The organism is Dactylosporangium sp. NPDC049140 (genome assembly GCF_040648435.1).
The window spans coordinates 134,235-152,769 of the sequence record NZ_JBEZDS010000027.1; the positions used below are offsets into that span (position 1 = coordinate 134,235).

The following is an 18,535-nucleotide window of genomic DNA, read 5'->3' on the forward strand; positions in this document are numbered from 1 at the left end:
AGTTCCTTTCCCAGGAGGGTGTTGCGGACGGCAGACATCAGATGTCTCTATAGTGTGGTTCGTGGCATTGACCGACGAGGCGATCACCAGAATCCGGGGCATGATCCAGAGCGGCGAGCTGCCGCCCGGTTCGCGGCTGCCACCCGAGCCGCAGCTCGCCGCGCAGATGGGCCTGTCCCGCAGCGGGGTCCGCGAGGCGGTCAAGGCCCTCGAGTCGGCCCGGGTCCTCGATGTGCGCCGCGGCGACGGAACCTACGTGACAAGCCTGGCGCCGCGCCTGCTGCTGGAGGGGCTCGGCCTGGCGGTCGAGCTGCTGCAGGACGACACGCTCCTGGAGGTGATGGAGGTGCGCCGGATGCTGGAGCCCGTCGCCACCGGCGTGGCGGCGCTGCGCATGTCCGACAATGCGCTCGACGAGCTCGGCCGCATCCTCGACGACATGCGCGCCGCCGCCGACGATCACGAGAAGCTCATCCAGGTCGACACCGCGTTCCACCGCACCGTCATCGCGGCCACCGGCAACGAGACGCTGACCTCGCTCATGGACGGGCTGTCCAGCCGGACCCTGCGGGCCCGGGTCTGGCGCGGGCTGATCGAGGGCAACTCCGCCCACACCACCATCGAGGAGCACCACGCGATCTATCGCGCCCTTCGCTCGCGCGACCCGATGCTCGCCCATGCCAGCGCGCTGATGCACGTCAACACCTCGGAAGCGTGGCTGCGGACGGTGCTGGCCGACCAGGCCGCGTGACGCATCCCCCGCTCACCATCGGGCGGGCCCGACGCGATCGGCCAGTCCGTAGGTCCGGATAGCGGTGCCGGCGTAGATCTCGCCGAGCGCCTCCGCGGACAGCGGCGGCAGCGCCGCCGCCAGGGCATCGAGCACCCGCGGATAGTCCGCGGCGAGCAGGCACACCGGCCAGTCCGACCCGAACATCAGACGTTCCGGCCCGAACACCTCGACCGCCACCGCGACGAACGGCGCCAGGTCGTCCGGTGTCCAGTGTGGACCCGCCTCGGTGACCAGGCCCGACAGCTTGCCGGTGACGTTGTCATTGGCGGCCAGCGCGGCGAACCCGTCCCGCCAGCGGTGCAGCCCGGCGTCGCCCTCGTCGATGCGCGGCTTGCCGAGGTGGTCCAGGACGAACCGAAGCCCGTCGACGGCCCGCGCCGCCCGCGCCGCCGCGGGCAACTGGTCCGCGCGGATCACCAGGTCGAACACCAGCCCGGCGGCCCCGACCGCGGCGAGACCCCGGCGCACGTCCGGGCGGTCGAGGTAGTCCGGGTCTGGCTCGCCCTGCACCTGCGCCCGGACGCCGACCAGCAGGTCGCCGCCGCGAAGGCCGCGATAGCGCCGTACGGTGCCGGCGACGTCGTCGTCCGCGATGTCGATCCACCCGACCACGCCGACGATCGGTCCGGTGTCGGCGGCCAGGGCGAGCAGGTCGCCGGCTTCGTCGGGATGGCAGCGCCCGCCCTCGACCAGGACCGTGGCGTCCACGCTGTTGGCGGCCAGCTCGGCGAGGAGGTCGCCGGCGGAGAACGGCCGCCGGATCCGCTCCAGGCCGGGCTCGTCGAGCCAGCGGTAGCCGCGGTCCGGCTGCCACAGGTGATGGTGCGCGTCGACGATCACGCCGCCGCCCCGGTCGCCCACTCCGGCCCGTCCGGAAACCGGAACGCGTCCAGGGAGCCGGCCACGATCTCGGCACTCATCCCCGGCACCGTCGGCGTCACGTAGCGGCCGGCCCGGACCCGGACCGGGTCGGTGAAGTGCTCGTGAAGGTGGTCGACGTACTCGATGTACCGGTCCTCGGTGGTGCCGCTGACCGCGATGTAGTCGAACATCGCCAGGTGCTGCACGAGCTCGCACAGTCCGACACCACCCGCGTGCGGGCAGACCGGCACGCCGAACTTCGCCGCCAGCAACAGGATGGCCAGGTTCTCGTTGACCCCGCCGACCCGGCAGGCGTCGATCTGCACGACGTCCACGGCCTCGGCCTGCAGGAGCTGCTTGAACATCACCGCGTTGTGAACATGCTCGCCGGTGGCCACCTTGACCGGTGCGAGGGCGCGCCGGACGGAGGCGTGGCCGAGGACGTCGTCGGGCGAGGTGGGCTCCTCGATCCAGTACGGATCGAACCGGGTCAGCTCGCGCATCCACCGGATGGCGTCCGGTACACCCCAGATCTGGTTGGCGTCGACGGCGATCCGGACATCCGGCCCGACGGCGCCGCGGGCGATGCCCATCCGCCGCACGTCGTCGGCCAGGTCTCCGCCGACCTTCAGCTTGATCAGCCGGTAGCCGGCGTCGACCGCCTCCGAGCACAGCCGTTCCAGCTTCTCGTCGTCGTATCCGAGCCACCCGGGCGTCGTGGTGTACGCGGGATAGCCCTCGTCGAGCAGCCGGCGCTCGCGCTCGGCCCGCCCGCCGGCGTTGGCTCGCAGCAGGGCCAGGGCCTCGTCCTCGGTCAGGGCGTCGCGCAGGTACCGGAAATCGATCTGCGCGACAAGCGCCTCCGGGGAGAGGCCGGCCAGCAGCTGCCACAACGGCTGGCCCGCTCGCCGGGCGGCGAGATCCCACACGGCGTTGACCAGCCCGCCCGCGGCCATGTGCACGACGCCCTTTTCGGGGCCCAGCCAGCGGATCTGGCTGTCGCCGATGAGCCGGCGGGCCAGCGCACCCGGGTCGGCGACGAGTTCGTCGACGGGCAGCCCGGTGACCATCGCGGCGAGGGACCGCACGGCGGCGACCTGGATCTCCGTCCCGCGCCCGACGGTGAAGACCAGCCCGTGACCGGCGGCGCCGGCGGTGGTGTGCAGCACGACGTACGCCGCGGAGTAGTCGGGGAACGGGTTCATGGCGTCGGAACCGTCACGGTGCCGCGAGGTGGGAAACCGGACGTCCAGGACTTCGACGGACGAGATGCGCTCAGTCACGGTGCTCCAGGGGTGGTAGTGCCGTAGGGGGCCGTCACGTCTGTGCCTTCCCGCCGGTCACCCGGGAGACCACGAGTGCCACGAGGATCACGGCGCCGTTGAGGAAGTTGGTCCACTGGGCCGGCACACCGGCCAGCGTCAGCACGTTGAGGATCATGAAGAGCAGCAGCACGCCGGTGAAGGCGCCGAACAGGGTGCCTTTGCCGCCATTGAGGCTGACCCCGCCGATGACCGCGGCGGCGAAGACCTGGAAGATGGCGCCGCTGCCCTGCGCGGACGGAACGGCGGCGAGCCGGCCGCTGATGAGCAGTCCCGCGAGGGCCGCGAGGGTGCCGGCCACGATGAGGGTGAGCCACAGGATCCGGTCGGTGCGGATGCCCGCGGCCCGGGCGGCGTCGGCGTTGCCGCCGATGGCGTACAACGCACGGCCCGGGCGGGTGTAGCCGAGCACGACGATCCCCGCCGCGAACAACAGCAGGGACAGCCAGACCGACGCCGGTACGCCGAGCCATTCGGCGGACCCCAGGTACGTCATCGACTCCGGCAGCGCGAAGAACGTCTTGCCGCCCGAGACGCCGGTGAGCAGGCCGCGCAGCACGATCAGCATGCCCAGGGTGACGATGAACCCGTTGAGCCCGAACCGCACGATGAGCAGACCGTTGAACGCCCCGATCAGGGCGCCGACGACGAGCACGACCGGCACCGCGAACGCCGGTGGCAGGACGTGCACGCCCAGTCCGTGCGTGACGGCCGGGTCCACGACGAGCCAGGCGGCGAGGCCGGGGGCGAGGCCGAACGTCGACTCCAGGGAGAGGTCCATCCGGCCCGTGATGAGCACGATGGTCTCGGCCAGCACGACGATGGAGATCTCCGACATGCTCTGCAGCACGTTTATGACGTTGCCGGAGCTGAGGAATACCGGATTGACGATGAAACCCACGACGGCGACCACGATGATCGCCGGTACCAGCGCCACATCGCGCAGGCGGGCGATGGCGGGCGCCCGGCGCGGCGCAACCGGCGGCGCCGCGGGCGGCCGGACCGTGCCGGTCGGCAGCGTGTCAGACATGGTGGAGATCGACCCCTTCCATGGCGGCGACGAGCTCGTTGTCGCTCCAGCCGTAGTCCTTCTCGTCGATGACACGCCCTTGGAACATCACCAGTACGCGGTCACAGATGCGCAGGTCGTCGAGCTCGTCCGAGACGATCAGGACGGTGGCACCACGGCGCCGGACGTCGTTGACCACCGTCAGCAGCGTCTGCTTCGACCGCACGTCGACGCCCGCGGTCGGTGTGATGAGGACCAGCAGCCTGGGGTCGCCGGCCAGGGCGCGGCCCATGACGACCTTCTGCTGGTTGCCGCCGGACAGCTCCGCGACCGGCACCTGCGGGCCGTCGGCCTTGATGGCCAGGTCGGCGATGGCGCCCCGGGCGAGGGCGTCCCGGCGGCCCGGCGAGAGCAGCCCGTGGCGACGGATTCGGCCCGGTACCGTCATCGTGACGTTCTCGGCGATCGTCAGCAGCGGCACGAAGCCCTCCCGGTGCCGGTCCTGCGGCACGAGCCCGACCCCGGCGTCGAGTGCGTCCGGCACGCTGCCGGGGCGCAGCACCCGCCCGCCGACGGCGACGGTCCCGGCGACCGGACGGGTCAGGCCGACGATCGCCTCGGCCACCTCCACCTTGCCGCTGCTGCCGCCGCCGGCGACCCCGACGACTTCGCCGGCTGCCGCCTCCAGCGAAAGCTCGGCGCCGGAAGGTGTCACCAGGCCCCGCACCGACAGCAGGACCGGCGTGTCCGCCGGCCGCTGCCCCGGCGATGCCGTCGGCAGGCTCACATCCTCGCCGGTCATCGCCGCCACCAGGGCCGGCCGGTCGAGCTCGGCCACCGCGGCGGTGACGATGTGCCGGGCGTCGCGCAGCACGGTCACCTGATCGCAGATCTGGTAGATCTCCTGGAGGTGGTGGCTGATGAACAGCAGCGTCACGCCCTGCTCGCGCAGGACCCGGACCCGTGCGAACAACCGCTCGATGCCGGCGGCGTCGAGCTGGGCGGTCGGTTCGTCGAGGATGATGAACCGCGCGCCGAACGACAACGCGCGGGCGATCTCGACGAACTGCCGCTGCTCCACCGACAGCGTCGAGGCCGGTTGCCGGGCGTCGACGTCGACGGACCAGTCGGCGAGCAGACGCTCGGCATCGCGTCGCAGCGCCCGCCAGCGGATCAGCCGGCCCGCGGCGAGCGTGTGCCGGTTGAGGAACAGGTTCTCGGCCACGGTCAGGTCCGGAATGATTGTCGATTTCTGGTACACGCAGGCGGCGAGGCGGCGCCACGCGTCGCGGTCGCGCAGCGGCGGCGCCGCGCGGCCGTCGAACGCGATCGTCCCCTCGTCGGGCGCCTGCAGGCCGGTCAGGATGCTGACCAGCGTCGACTTGCCGGCACCGTTGCGCCCGACCAGCGCGTGCGTCTCTCCGGGGCGGATCACGATACCGGCGTCGGCCAGCGCGACCGTCGAGCCGAATCGTTTCGTGATGTGCGCGGCCTCGACGACGGGCCGGCTGTCGCCGGCCGGCCCGCCGGCCGGCGATGACGCGGAGCTCATGCGTTGTTGCCCCAGAGGGACTTGTCGTCGAACTTGACGGTCGGCGCGCCGCCGATGGTCGCGCCGTCGAGCGTCACCAGGGGCGCCGCGAGCTGGTCCTCGAGGACGCCGTCGCGCACCTGGATGATCGTGCTGCCGTGGTCGGTCGGGCCCGGCGCGAACGTCTTGCCGTCGATCGCGGCCTTGGCGTAGTACAGGCCGTACTTGGCGAACAGGTCGGCCGGCTGGCTGACCGTGGCATCGATCAGGCCGCCCTTGATGTCCTTGAGCTCCTCGGGAATGCCGTCGTTGGACACGATGAAGACGTGCTTCGGGTCGGACGGCGGCACCTGCAGGCCGCGCTGCTTGAGGATCTGCAGCGTCCCCGACAGCGCGAAGGACGACTCCATGTAGACGCCCTTGATGTCGGGGTCCGACGTGAACCGCGTCTGCAGCTTCGTCGCGGCGACATCGCCCTTCCAGTCGGTCGCCTCACCGAAGACGGTGATGCCGGGGAAGTCCTTCTTCATGCAGTCGTTGAAGGCCTCGGTGCGGTCCCGGCCGTTGATCGAGTCCAGGCCGCCCTCGAGCATGACGACCTTGCCCTTGCCGCCGAGCTTGGTGCCCAGGAACTGGCACGCCTTCGTGCCGTAGGCCCGGTTGTCGGCCCGGACCACCATGAAGACCTTGCCGGTGTCCGGCCGGGTGTCGATGGTGACGACCGGGATCTTCTTGGTGGCCAGTTGCTGCAGCGTCGGCGCGATCGCGGCGGTGTCCTGCGGCGCCATCACCACGCCCTTGACGCCCTGACTCTGGAACGCCTGGACGTTGGAGATCAGGGCGGCGATGTCGTTCTGGGAGTTGGTCGTCTTGAGGTCGATGCCGAGTTCCTTGGCCGACTGGGGCACGTACTTGATGTACGAGTTCCAGAAGTCCGTGTCGGACCGGGGGTAGTCCACGCCGATCAGCGGCGCGGCGGATCCGGTGCCCGGCGACGCGGCGTCGTTGCCGCAGGCCGCCGTGAACAGAGCGGTGCTCAGCACCGCCGTCATGCCCAGTCCGAGTATCGCGTTGCGGTTCACTGGGGCTCCTTGTCGTGGAGGCGCTCAAGGGCGCAGCGCGGCCACGCCGCCGCCCGGCCCGTCGCATCGCTCGTGGGGTGCCGAGCGCGGGCGCGGGCGTAGGGGCGCCGGTCGTTCGTGGGACATGGCTGCGCTGGGGGGTGTCGCACCGGCCGCCGACGCTCGGTCGACGACATTCATCTGATGTCTTTATAGATCTAAACCGCAGCCGTGTCTAGAGGCCGGACATTTGCCTCGGCGAACCGTAACTAACATCTGATGTATCAATCGGTGAGGGCCGCGGAGGTCCGCGGAAGCGGTACGACCCCTCCTGGCGGCCGCGGCCGCCAGGAGGGGTCTCCACCGTGCCGGAGCGTCAGGTTCTGGCCCACTTCTGGTTCGCGGTGCCGAGGCAGTCCCAGATCTGTACCTTCGTGCCGTTGGCGGTGCCGTTGGCGCTGACGTCGAGGCACTTGTTCGCGCCGACCGCCGTCACGGTGCCGTCGCTGCCCAGCCGGTACTGCTGGTTCGTCTGGCCGTTGCAGTCCCAGATCTCGACCGCGGTGCCGTTGGCCGTGCCGCGACCGGTCACGTCCAGGCACTTCGCGCCGCCGTAGACCCGCAGCTCACCCGCTGAGCTGAGGGTGAACTGCTGGTTCGCGCCGCCGTTGCAGTCCCAGATCTCCGCCAGGGCGCCGTTGGCCTGCGATGCCCCGGTGATGTCCAGGCAGCGGTTCGCGGCCTGCCCGCGCAGGGCGAACGTGCCGCCGGTGGACCCGCCGGTGACGCCGGCCGCGGCCATGACCGCCCGGGCACCACTGGGCCAGTTGCCACCGCTGACCACGACCGTGCCGGAGTTGGTGTTGCCCCGGGAGCCGGTGGTGACGTTCGTGGTACTGCTGGTGGTCCAGTTGCCGGTCAGCGTCAGGTTGCCGGTGTTGTTGTTCGCCCACGCCTGGCTGTAGGCCCAGGTGCCGATGTTGTCCAGGACGTTGTTCGCGGCGGACACGTAGCGCGAGCCCTCGTCGAAGTACATGCCGAGCCAGCCGTTGGTGTTGCGGAAGTAGTTCTGGTCCACCGTGGTGCCGGGGCTGGCCGAGAGGTTGTAGAACGCGCCGCCGTCGGTCATCTGCTGCACGACGTCGTGGACGTAGTTCGCCGTGACCCGGTTGTTGGCCGCGACGGTCGCCGTCGTGTACTTCGGCTGGTAGTTGTACAGGCCGCGGTCGACATAGTCCTGGCTGCCGCCCGGGTCGTTGGCGCCCCAGCCGTAGCCGATGGCGATGCCGGTGTACGGCAGGTTGTACACCTCGTTGTGCGCGATGGACGAGCCCGCCGTGTAGGTCATGAGGATGCCGGCGTGGCTGCGGTACTCGAGCGCGACGTCATGGATGACGTTGTTGCTCAGGGTGATACCGCTGTTCGTCATCCGCGCGTCACTCGGATGGTGCGCGTCAGCCTGGACGCCGCCGACGACGATCCCGCCCGCCGCGAGGGCGTCGAACGTGTTGCCGCTGACGGTGATGTTGCTCGCGCCGAGGCCGACCCCGGTACCGTTGGCGTTGGCGTCGTTGCCGATGCCCAGCCCGACCTGGCCGAGATTGGTGAAGCGGTTCCCGGCGAAGGTGATGGCGGTGGCCGCCGACACCTGCACCGCGGCCGGCATCTGCCGCCAGCCGGGCCGGGTCGCCTCGAACAGCCGGCAGCCGGACTGACACGACGTCAGCGCGTCAGCCGGCCGGCTCCACCCGCCGGAGATGTAGGCCCCGGTCTGCTGATCGGCGTAGCCCTGGTTACTGCTGGGCTGCAACCAGCTGGTGTTGGCGAACTGCAGCCCAGTGAAGGACAGGTCGTGCGCCGGGGCCGCGTAGGTGCCGCCGATCCGCAGCAGCGACTCCAGGCGCGGCAGCTCGACGTCGGCCGTGTTCACATCCTGACCGGCGAGGGGCTTGTAGTACAGCTGGCCGGCGGCGGTGTCGAGGTACCACTCCCCCACGCTGTCCAGGAACTCGCGCGCATTCACGAGGTACAGCGGACCGGCCCGGAACGGCTTGCTCAGCGTGTCGTAGCCGAAGGTGTTGTTGTCCCACGCCGGCTGCTGCATCGTGAGCGTGTTGCTGGCGATCGACTGCACCGGCGCGTAGCGGTCGGTGAACGAGTCGACGGACTCCACCTCGACCCGGCTCTTGTTCGCCAGGTTGTTGAGATACGACAGCGCACCGTTGGTGAAGCTCAGCCCGGTGCCCGACAGAGCGAAGTCACCCCGGTTGACCTGGGTGCGGGCCCGGGTGGCGAGGCGGCCGTCGACGTACAGCTGCCGGGCGTCGAACCCGGTGCCGACGCTCGCCCGCCAGATGTTCTGCCCGGAGTCCGCCACCGTCCAGCCGGTCACCCGCTGCCCGCCGGACAGCACCGGCCGGGTCCCGGACGCCGCCTGCCACGACACGGTGTGGCCGTTGGCGCCGGAGTCCGCGGCCGTGAAGGTCAGCGGCGCGCCGAGGGTGTACGTGCCTGCGCCGATCTGCACGACGATGTCGCCGGTCATCGACGGCGCGCTCGCCCGGACAGCGGCCTGCGCCTGGGCGAGCGAGCACGGCTGCGCGGCCGTGCAGGCGGTGCCGGACCCGGCCGGCGACACCGAGAGGGTGGTCATGACCGCGGCCCCGGCCGGCGCGGCGAGGGCGGTGAGGCCGCCGGCGGCGGCGACAACCGCGAGCGCGGTGAGCGCGGTGCGAACCCCGGACCTGCTCCTCATCAGCTTCTGCTCCATTGCTGGTTGCTCCCGCCGTTGCAGTTCCACAGGATCACCGGCGTGCTGTTGGCCGTCCCGGCCCCGCTGGCGTCCAGGCACAGGCCGGACTGGACCCCGGTGACGGTGCCGTCGACGTTGACGCTCCACTGCTGGTTGGGCTGGCCGTTGCAGTCCCAGATGACCGTCCGGGTGCCGGCGGTGGTCCCGCCGCCCTCGGCATCGAGGCACTTCGTGCCGTACACCTGCAGCTGCCGCCCGGAGGTGAGCGTCCACTGCTGGTTGGTGCCGCCGTTGCAGTCCCACAGCGCCAGCTGCGTGCCGTTGGTCTGCGACCGCGACGGCACGTCCAGGCACCGGCCGGCGTTGAGGTTGCGCAGCGGCGCGGTCGCCCCGCCGGAGCCGCCGGGACCGGCCACCACTGACAGGTTGTCGAACTGGGCCGTCTCGCCCTGGCTGGTCCCGAAGCCGACCTGCCCGGCGCCGTACGCGCCGTCGGTGGCGGAGCCGACCGTGGCCCCGTCGATCGTCGCGGTGATGGTGCTGCCGGAGAAGCCGAGCGACAGGCTGTGCCAGCGGTTCACGCCGAGCGCGGCCACGGACCCGCTGCGCAGGGTGGTGAGCTGTCCGCCGGTGCTGTTGCGCAGGATCGACCAGGCTCCGCCGTCGGTGACGCGCAGGTAGTACGCGTTCTGGTTGGCGATCGGGTCCAGGTTCTGGCTGCCGACCCGCCCCTCAAGCTGGACGTACCCGGACTTCTCGAGCAGCGCGTCCGCCGAGACGGTGTAGTTGCCCCAGGTCAGGTTGCCGCCGTAGGTGCTCGGCTCGGCGAGCGTCTTCCAGGTGATCGGCGACTGGGGCGAGGACTGACGCAGGCACGTCCCGGAGCGCCCGGCCCCGCACGCGGCGGTCTCGAACGCGCCCTGCATGTCCTGCAGGTACCTGGGCTGCCGGCCGGCGGCGTAACTGTCGAAGTTGTCGGCGTAGGGCAGCGCCAGCGCACCCTGGGCCGGGCTGGTCGCCGTGCCCTTGCCCTGGCCGGTGGTGGTGGTGATCGAGTACAGGTAGCCGGGCTGGACGGTGAGCGAGAACGCGCCCCCGGACGGGGTGATGTCGGTGGCGTGGCGGAACTGGTCCGCGGCGTTGCTGGAGTTGAGGTTCGTCGACCAGACGTGCACCGCACCGGTGGACAGCCCGCCGGCGACGGTGAAGTTGAGCGTCTGGGCGGCGCTCGCGTCCATCGTCTCGATGATGGTGCTGTAGTCGGTGTTGTTTGTCGACTTCAGGCTGACGTAGCTGCCGTTGTTGCGGTTGCCGCCGATGTAGCCGCCGGAGGAGTCGAGATACTTCCAGCCCGGCGCGGTGAACTGGGTGGTGTGCGCGAGCGCCCAGGTGTTCTTGCCGACGGCGTACCAGCCCGACCAGGGCTGGTTGGCCAGCACCAGGCCGACGGTGGCCCACGGGACGTTCGGGGTGACCGCGGCGATCAGGTCCCAGTTGAGGTAGGCGGTCAGCTTCCCGTCGATGTAGCCGCGGTTGATGCCCCGCGCGAGGGGCTTGGCGCCGTCGTTGTAGTCCTGCGAGCCGCCTTCGCTGTTCCACAGCGTCTTGCCGGAGTTGGTGGCGTTGGCCGTGACCGTGCAGGAGGTCTGGGCGCTGAGGTAGCCGCACACGTAGTGGCCGCTGAGCACGTCGATGGCGTTGCGCAGCGACGCGTTGCTCGCGACCGTGTTGGCCGGGCCCCAGCTGCCGGGGTAGTCGTCCCCGAAGATGATCTTCACCCCGCTGTAGCCGTTCGCGTTGAGCGCGCTGCGCAGGCTGATGGTCCAGTTGGCGTCGGTGCGCTTCTCGTTCTGGGCCGCGGTGATGTAGTCGATGGTGAGGTTGTGCTGCCGCGCGCAGCCCAGCCACGAGATCAGATAGTCGATCATGTCGGTCGACATGAAGTTCCCGCTGCCGATCCAGCCGGGCGCGCCCCAGGCCAGCCCGGCCAGCTTGATGTTCGGGTTGCGGGCCTTGGCCTGCTCCATGATCCACCACTCGTACCCGCGGTCGCAGTTCAGATCGCCGCGGAAGTGCGCGTGGCTGGGCTCCGATCCGCTGGTGGAGTTGGTGTCGCCGCCGACCTCGACCTTGAGGATCTGCAGCGCGGCGCCGTAGCCGGGGCTGAACAGATAGTCCAGGATCTGCGCGCGCTGGGTCTCGGGGTAGTCGATCAGCAGCCGGCTGTTGCCGCCGCCGCCGCTGACCGCGCCGACGCCGTCGAACGTCCGGCCGCCGGACGTTCCGTTGATGGTGATGGCCGTGGCGGCCGCGGCGGGTTCCGCGGTCGCGCCGACCAGGAAGGTCGCGGCCAGCAGCGCACCGGCGAGGCCGAGGCGCAGGACGCGTGGTTGGGTTCGCACGAGCAGCGCTCCTTCAGACGGCCGTGATGGTCCACTGGTTGTTGGTACTGCCGTTCGGCGCCCACATGACGGTGGTGGCGCCGACGGCGGTGCTGCCAGCGCCGTCCAGAGCGGTACCCGTGCCGCGGTTGATGATCTGGTAGCGCCCGTTGCCGACGCTGTTGAGCCGCCACTGCTGGTTGTTGCCGCCGTTCCAGGGCGCCTGCATGGCGCTCGCGCCGTTGGCGGCGTTGCCCCAGCTGTCGGCCACCATCCCGTTGGTGCGGTTGACGATGCGGACGTAGCCGGTGCCGAGGTCGACCACCTGCCACTGCAGGTTGGTGCTGCCGTCGTAGTTCCACTGCTTGAGCACGGAACCGGACGCGACGCTGCCGCCGCTGTCCAGCACGAGGCCGGTCGTGACGTTGGCGATGCGGACCCAGCCGGTCGTCGGCCCGCCGCTGCCGAGCGCGGGGATCTGCCCGGAGAACGTCAGCCGCACGACGTACGCTCCGGCGCTGTACGGGGCATTCGCCGACGGCATCGTGATGTGCAGGCCGGAGCCGTCCTGGCTGCGGGTCGGCAGGTTGATGGACGTCCCGGCCGTGGAGCCGAGCAGCTCGACGGCGCTGAGCGAGCCGAGGTTGATCCGGTTGGAGCTCAGCGTCGTGATGTGCAGCGTGCTGCCGGGCCAGCCCAGCACGGTGGCGTACAGCACCCGGCTGTCCTTGCTGCGGGTGAACCGGATGTCCTGGGCGGTGCCGATGCGCGGGGTCTGGAAGGAGCCGCCACCCATCTGCGTCGGGCCCTCGCCGAAGACGCTCCAGGACCGGGTGGCGTACACCGACTCGCCGAAGCGCTTGAGGTGGTCGCCGATGGCGAGCAGGATGCTGCGCTGCCCGGACGGGATGGTGCCGTCGGCCATCGGGGCGATGTTGAGCACCATCGTGCCGTTCTTGCTGACCCGGTCGAGCAGCGCGTGCAACAGGGCGGTGGCCGGGTAGTAGCCGATGCCGACGGTGTAGCACCAGCTCGAGCTCGAGACGCTGTCGTCGGTGAGCCAGTACGGAGTCTGGATGTCGGCCGGGCCGCCGCGCTCGAAGTCGTAGATCTCGCCGCGGTTGTTGAAGCCGTCCTTGTACGTCGCGGCGACGTCCTTGTTCCAGGCGACCGCCCGGTTGTAGTAGTACGACAGGAAGTTCAGCCGCTGGGCCTCGTTGATCTGGCCGAGGTTGAAGTCCTGGTAGATGATGTCGGGCTGGTAGCCGTCGATGACCTCGCGCAGCTTGTCGTACCACAGCTGCTGCTCGGCCGAACCGAGCTGGCCGTAGAGCTTGCGCAGGCTCGCGTCTGACTGCTGCGGTACCCACTGGTAGTAGCCGGTGAAGTTGTAGGCGTGGTGCAGCGACACGTACAGCCGCAGCCCCTTCGCCCGGATCGCGTCGGCGTGCAGCCGCAGCAGGTCGAGGCGCGGGCCGCGGGCGACCGAGTTCCACTCGTTGACGCTGCTGTTCCACATCGAGAAGCCGTCGTGGTGCTCGGCGACCGGCCCCGCGAACTTCGCACCGGCGTCGGCGAAGAGCTGGGCCCACTCGTCGGGGTCGAAGGCGCCGCCGGCCGAGCGCAGCTTGGGCGCGAACTGCACGAAGTTGCCGGCCTTGTCGCGGGCGCCGTTGATGAAGTTGTGGTACGGCCACACCGACGGATCGCCGTAGACGGACTTGTGGTGGTTGTTCTCGTTCGAGCCGTTGTTGTACATGTTGCGCGGGTACCACTCGCTGGCGAAGGCGGGCACGCTGAAGGCGCCCCAGTGGTAGTAGATGCCGAACTTGGCGTCCTGGAGCCACTCCGGCGCGGGCGGGTGCTGGTCGACCGACGACCAGCTGGCGGTGTAGCTGCTGGGACCGCTGGTGGCGGCGGCGATGCCGAGCCGGGACAGCCCCGTGACGGTGGCCGCGCCGGTGAGGGCGGCCGTCGTGAGCAGCCGGCGGCGGGTCAGGAACAACGACGACATTTGGGGGACCTCTCGATCCTGGGGATGCGCGCCGGCCGCGTTCAGAAACGCCATGGGGTGTCGGCCGGCGCGCGCCGGCCTCCCGGCCCGAATGACCGGGGGATGTTCGGTTCGCGCGGCTTCCCGGCGCGAGCAGGACCCACCGTAGAACCGTCATACGTCATACGTCAATGACGCACATCGATTTCACGAATGCGTTCGCGCAGGGCGACGGCCACGCCTCCACGGGCCGGGTCCGCGGGTGCGGACCCGGCCGGGAACGGGCTCGGATCGGGGTGGTTACCCGGCGAGCCTCAGGGTGCGGTCTGGCCGAACGAGCGGACGGTCACGGCGCCGCCCAGGGACTTGGTGGCGTAGTTGAAGACGCCGTAGCGGTAGCCCATGAAGAACTGCCAGGCGTTGTTGAGCGTGAACGCCGGGCCGAGCGTCGTGAACGTCACGCCGTCGGTGCTGTAAGAGAACCGCGCCTGCCGCCCGGAGCCGGGCCGGATGTCGGCGGTGGCGCGCAGCCAGATCCGGCCGCCGGAGACGGTGGCCGCGGCCGCCTCGCTGCCGGTGCCGGTCGTGTTCCAGCTGCCGTCCATGGTCAGCCCGTTGACCATGGTGACCCGCGTGGTGGCACCGTCGCGTTTGATGCCGATCCACGCCGACGAGTCGCGTAGCATCGCCAGCCCGGACCGGTCGCCGTCGGCCATCGCCGAATAGTCCAGCTCGATCGTCGCGGTCGAGCTCGGGCCCTGGATGCGCTGGGTCAGCGTGTTGCGGGCCGAGTACAGGTCGCTGGTCACGGTCGCGGTCTGCAGCCGCAGGCCGCTGCCGGCCGACCACCTGGTGTTGTCGGGGTTGTGGTTCCACTCCCACTGCGGCCCGAGCGCGGCGGTCCCGAACGTGTCGGTGCCGATCATCGGCTTGACCGTCTTCGTGGTGGAGATCTGCGGCGCCGGGTAGCTGCTGCCCCAGCCGCCGTTGACGGTCTGCACGCTCGGCCAGCCGTCGGCGCTCCACGTGATCGGGGCGAGGACGGGGACGCGGCCGCCGGGGTAGGCGTCCTCGAAGGCCATGTAGTACCAGTCGCCGTTCTGGGTCTGCACCAGGCCGCCCTGGTGCGGCACTCCGCCGCCGGAGATCGGGCCGGGCATGTTCAGCAGCACCTGGCGCATCTCGTAGGGGCCCCACGGGCTGCTCGACTTGAGGATGTACTGCCCGTTGGCCGGCTTGGTGACGAAGATGTAGTAGGAGCCGTTGCGCTTGTAGAAACGCGAGCCTTCCAGCGTCCCCACGCTCGACGGGGTGCTGAAGACCTGCTGGTGGCGGACCTCGCTGGTGCCGTCGGCGGAGAGCTGGGCGACGCTGAGGGTGGTGTTGCCGTAGGCGACGTACATCGTGTCGTTGTCGTCGATGAGCATGCCGGCGTCGTAGTAGCAGTTGTTGATCCGGGCCTTCTTCGACCACGTGCCGTCGACCGCGGAGGCGGTGTAGACGTAGGTGCGGTTGAACTCGACGCAGCCGAGCCAGTAGTACGTGCTGTTGCTGGCCCGGTAGTTCAGCGTCGAGGCCCAGATGCCCTTGACGTACGCCCGGCCGCCGCTGAGGTTGTAGGCGTTGGAGTCGAAGTCGAGACTCGGCACGGAGTGCCCGGCATACTCCCAGTGCACCAGGTCGTACGAGCGCAGGATCGGTGCGCCGGGCGAGTAGTGCATCGTGGAGGCCGAGTAGTAGTAGGCGTCGCCGACGCGGATGATGTCGCCGTCGGCGAAGTCCTGCCACACCACCGGGTTGTTGTACTGGCCGCCGGGCGCCGGTGTCGTCGGCGTCGGGCTGGTGCCGCCGCCGTCGGCGCGGACGAGCTGCCACTGCTGGTTGGCGCCGCCCCAGTCGCTGTACTGCACGATGTTGCCGCCGTCGGCCGTCGACGCGTTCTGCACCTCGACCGCCTTGCCGCTGTTGCGGTTGAGCAGCCGCACGTAGCCGCTGTCCGAGTCGGCCAGGCGGAACTGCTGGTTGACGCCGTTGCCGTCGCTCCACTGCACGATGCTCGCGCCGTCGGCGGTGGAGAGGTTGTAGACGTCGAGCACCTTGCCCGACGAGCGCGACTTGAGCCGGTAGTAGCCGCCGCCGGAGTCGACGAACTGCCACTGCTGGTTCGCGCCGCTGTTGCGGGTCCACTGGGTGATGCGGGCGCCGTCGTTGGTCGCCGAGTTGTACACGTCGATCGCCTTGCCGCTGTTGCGGTTGACGAGGACGTACCACGCGCTCGTGTCGACCGTGGCGGCCGCGGCCGGCCCGACGTGCAGCGCGACGGCGGCTCCCCCGGCCAGCGTCAGCACGGCGGCGCCGATCACGGCGGCCCTATGCCTGATGGTCATGGATGGTTCCCTCCTGTGCGGTGGCGGGGGTGGTCAGGACCGGGTCCAGCGCTGGTTGGCCGCGCCGGTGCACGTCCAGAGGATCACCGTCGTGCCGTTGGCTGTGGCGGCGCCGTTGACGTCCAGGCACAGGCCCGAGGCGGCGCCGGCGATGGTGCCGTCGGCGTTGAGCGTCCAGCGCTGGTTCGTGCCGCCGTTGCAGTCCCACAGCTGGGCCTTGACGCCGGCGGTGCCGTTGAGCGGGGCGTCGAGGCACTTGCCGAGGGCCTGCACGGTCTGGCCGCTGATCGTCCAGCGCTGGTTCGTCGCGCCGTTGCAGTCCCAGATGATCGGCTGGGTGCCGTTGGCGGTGTTCGCGTTGGGCACGTCGAGACAGCGGCCCGAGGCCACGCTCACCAGCGTGCCGCCAGACGGCGGCGGGGTGGTCGTGCCGCCCGTGCCGCCGCTGACCCGGTACACCACCGTGCCGTGGGCGGGCACGCTCGCGGCGATCTGGCCGGACGTGGTGCTGACGGCACCGGTCCACGCGTCAAGCAACGTGAAGGAGCTGCCCACCTTGCCGGCGGCCGCGGCGGTGGTCGAGACGGTGGTGGCGGAGCCGCCCTGGTTGAACAGCGCGACCGCCACGTCACCGTTGGCGAGCCGCTTGGCCAGCACCCGGCGCGTGCCGTCGTTGGAGACCTGGGTGGCCGCCAGGCCCAGCGAGTCCTGGTCGATCGCGATGAGCGTGCGGTTGCCCAGGATGGTCTGGGTCGCCGCGTTCATCGAGCGGATGTCGTTGCCGGCCAGCAGCGGCGCGGCGAGCATCGACCACAGCGCGAAGTGGCTGCGCATCTCGGTGTCGTTCATGCCGCCGCGGCCGACCTCGAGCATGTCGGGGTCGTTGAAGTGCCCCGGGCCGGCGTACCCGGCCAGCGGTACCGTGACGTCGACGATGTTCCGGACACCCATCGGGTAGCCGTTGCTCTGGCCGGTGTCCCAGGCGTTGGTGATGTCCTCGGTGGTACGCCACAGGTTGGCCACGTCGCCCCAGTTGCGCTGCGGCCCCGTCTTGGCGTGGATGCTGTTCGGGTTGATGCTGAAGACGATCGGCCGCCCGGTCGCCGCCAGCGCGTCACGCATCTTCGCGAACGTCGTCACCTGGTCGCTGATCGAGCCGTTGGGCGAGCACCAGTCGTACTTGAGGTAGTCCACGCCCCAGGCCGCGAACTGCCGGGCATCCTGGGCCTCGTGGCCCTGGCTGCCGGTGGCGCCCGGATAGGAGTTGAAGTACTGCGCGCAGGTCTTGTCGACCGGCACCTCGTACAGCCCGAACTTCAGCCCCTTGCCGTGCAGGTAGTCGCCGAGGGCCTTCATGCCGCTCGGGAACCGCGACGGGTCGCCCTGCAGGTTCCCGGAGCCGTCCCGGTTCGGATTGAACCAGCAGTCGTCGACCACGACGTACTGGTAACCGAGATCGCGCAGGCCGGAGCTGACGATCGAGTCGGCCATCTGCCGGATCAGGGTCTCGTTGATGTTGCAGCCGAACGTGTTCCAGGAGTTCCAGCCCATCGGGGGCGTCCGGGCCACGCCGTTCTCCAGCGCCTGGGCGCTGGGCGGGCGCAGGACGGCGACGGCGGCCGCGGCGAACGCCAGCAGGGCGGCGGCGAGCGCGACCCAGCGCAGCGGGGTGCGGCGCCGCCGGTTGTGTGATGCAGCGAGCATGAGCGTCAGTCCTTCTGGCGGTAGGGACGTCACTGTGAGCGCTAACAACTTGCCGATGCGGGTAGCGCCGGGGTTGTCAGCTGCGCAGCCAGCGCTGGTTCGCGGCGCCGGTGCAGGTCCACAGCAGCACGGGCGTGTTGTTGGCGGTGCCGGCCCCCGACACGTCGAGGCACAGCCCGGACTGCCCGTTGCGGATGGAGCCGTCCGCGACGAGGGTCCACTGCTGGTTCGTCGCGCCGCTGCAGTCCCACAGCTGGGCCTTGACGCCGGCGGTGCCGTTGAGCGGGGCGTCGAGGCACTTGCCGAGCGCCCGGATCGTCAGGCCGCTGATGGTCCACTGCTGGTTGGCGGTGCCGTGGCAGTCCCAGATGATCGGCTGTGTGCCGTTGGCCGCGTTGGACCCGGGCACGTCGAGGCAGCGCCCGGACGCGGCGCCGACCAGCGCGGTGGTACCGCCCGGCGTCGGCGAGCCGGTGGCGTCGCCGCCGGTGTCGAGGCCGAGGAAGGCGATGGCGTAGGCGATCTGGCCGGACATCGGCAGCTGGTGGCCGACCCCGGCGATGCTGATCCCCTCGACGGTGGCCTGGGTGCCGGTGCTGCCGTAGCGGGTGCGGGTCCAGCTCGACTGCGGATGGTCGGTGAACGCCGCGGTCTGGCTCAGCCCGTTCAGGTTGGTCCACTGCTTGAGCTCCTCGCCGAAGTTCGGATAGGCGAGGGTGGTGTCGGTGGTCCCGTGCCACA

General features: G+C 70.3%; 12 protein-coding genes. 1 reads left to right on the forward strand and 11 read right to left on the reverse strand.

The annotated features are described in order from the left end of the window. Positions 1 to 61: 61 nt before the first annotated feature. Positions 62 to 751 carry a FadR/GntR family transcriptional regulator gene (locus AB0B76_RS34875; RefSeq protein WP_360383351.1) on the forward strand — a complete coding sequence of 230 codons (690 nt, stop codon included), beginning with the start codon at positions 62 to 64 and terminating at the stop codon, positions 749 to 751. A 12-nt stretch (positions 752 to 763) separates the two neighbouring features. On the opposite strand, the gene AB0B76_RS34880 is transcribed toward AB0B76_RS34875, so the two are convergent. From AB0B76_RS34880 to AB0B76_RS34930, 11 genes are all read right to left on the reverse strand, one after another. Next, positions 764 to 1,633 (reverse strand): amidohydrolase family protein, encoded by an 870-nt coding sequence (locus AB0B76_RS34880; protein WP_360383354.1) that lies wholly within the window; start codon positions 1,631 to 1,633, stop codon positions 764 to 766. After that, positions 1,630 to 2,937, reverse strand: a complete 1,308-nt coding sequence (locus AB0B76_RS34885; protein ID WP_360383356.1) for an enolase C-terminal domain-like protein — start codon at positions 2,935 to 2,937, stop codon at positions 1,630 to 1,632. Before AB0B76_RS34885 ends, AB0B76_RS34880 begins: the two co-directional genes overlap by 4 nt. A 34-nt stretch (positions 2,938 to 2,971) precedes the next feature. Next, positions 2,972 to 4,006, reverse strand: coding sequence for an ABC transporter permease (locus AB0B76_RS34890; RefSeq protein ID WP_360383358.1), 1,035 nt, complete (start codon positions 4,004 to 4,006; stop codon positions 2,972 to 2,974). Then, positions 3,999 to 5,537: a sugar ABC transporter ATP-binding protein gene (locus tag AB0B76_RS34895; protein WP_360383360.1), complete on the reverse strand. Its 1,539-nt coding sequence runs from the start codon at positions 5,535 to 5,537 to the stop codon at positions 3,999 to 4,001. The genes AB0B76_RS34890 and AB0B76_RS34895 overlap by 8 nt, the downstream gene beginning before the upstream one ends. Next, complete coding sequence (locus tag AB0B76_RS34900; RefSeq protein ID WP_360383362.1) at positions 5,534 to 6,598, reverse strand: sugar ABC transporter substrate-binding protein; 1,065 nt, start codon at positions 6,596 to 6,598, stop codon at positions 5,534 to 5,536. Before AB0B76_RS34900 ends, AB0B76_RS34895 begins: the two co-directional genes overlap by 4 nt. A gap of 355 nt (positions 6,599 to 6,953) precedes the next feature. Next, positions 6,954 to 9,332 (reverse strand): RICIN domain-containing protein, encoded by a 2,379-nt coding sequence (locus tag AB0B76_RS34905; RefSeq protein ID WP_360383365.1) that lies wholly within the window; start codon positions 9,330 to 9,332, stop codon positions 6,954 to 6,956. Beyond that, positions 9,332 to 11,686 carry a ricin-type beta-trefoil lectin domain protein gene (locus AB0B76_RS34910; RefSeq protein ID WP_360383385.1) on the reverse strand — a complete coding sequence of 785 codons (2,355 nt, stop codon included), beginning with the start codon at positions 11,684 to 11,686 and terminating at the stop codon, positions 9,332 to 9,334. The genes AB0B76_RS34905 and AB0B76_RS34910 overlap by 1 nt, the downstream gene beginning before the upstream one ends. 58 nt (positions 11,687 to 11,744) lie before the next feature. After that, positions 11,745 to 13,724: an alpha-L-fucosidase gene (locus AB0B76_RS34915; protein ID WP_360383368.1), complete on the reverse strand. Its 1,980-nt coding sequence runs from the start codon at positions 13,722 to 13,724 to the stop codon at positions 11,745 to 11,747. Between the two features lie 293 nt (positions 13,725 to 14,017). Then, positions 14,018 to 16,090, reverse strand: coding sequence for a family 43 glycosylhydrolase (locus AB0B76_RS34920; protein ID WP_360383370.1), 2,073 nt, complete (start codon positions 16,088 to 16,090; stop codon positions 14,018 to 14,020). A 33-nt stretch (positions 16,091 to 16,123) separates the two neighbouring features. Continuing rightward, on the reverse strand, positions 16,124 to 17,641 hold the full coding sequence (locus AB0B76_RS34925; RefSeq protein WP_360383388.1) for an RICIN domain-containing protein: 1,518 nt from the start codon (positions 17,639 to 17,641) through the stop codon (positions 16,124 to 16,126). 229 nt (positions 17,642 to 17,870) lie between these two features. Further along, the coding region (locus AB0B76_RS34930; protein WP_360383373.1) for an RICIN domain-containing protein at positions 17,871 to 18,535 on the reverse strand (665 nt) is incomplete at its 5' end.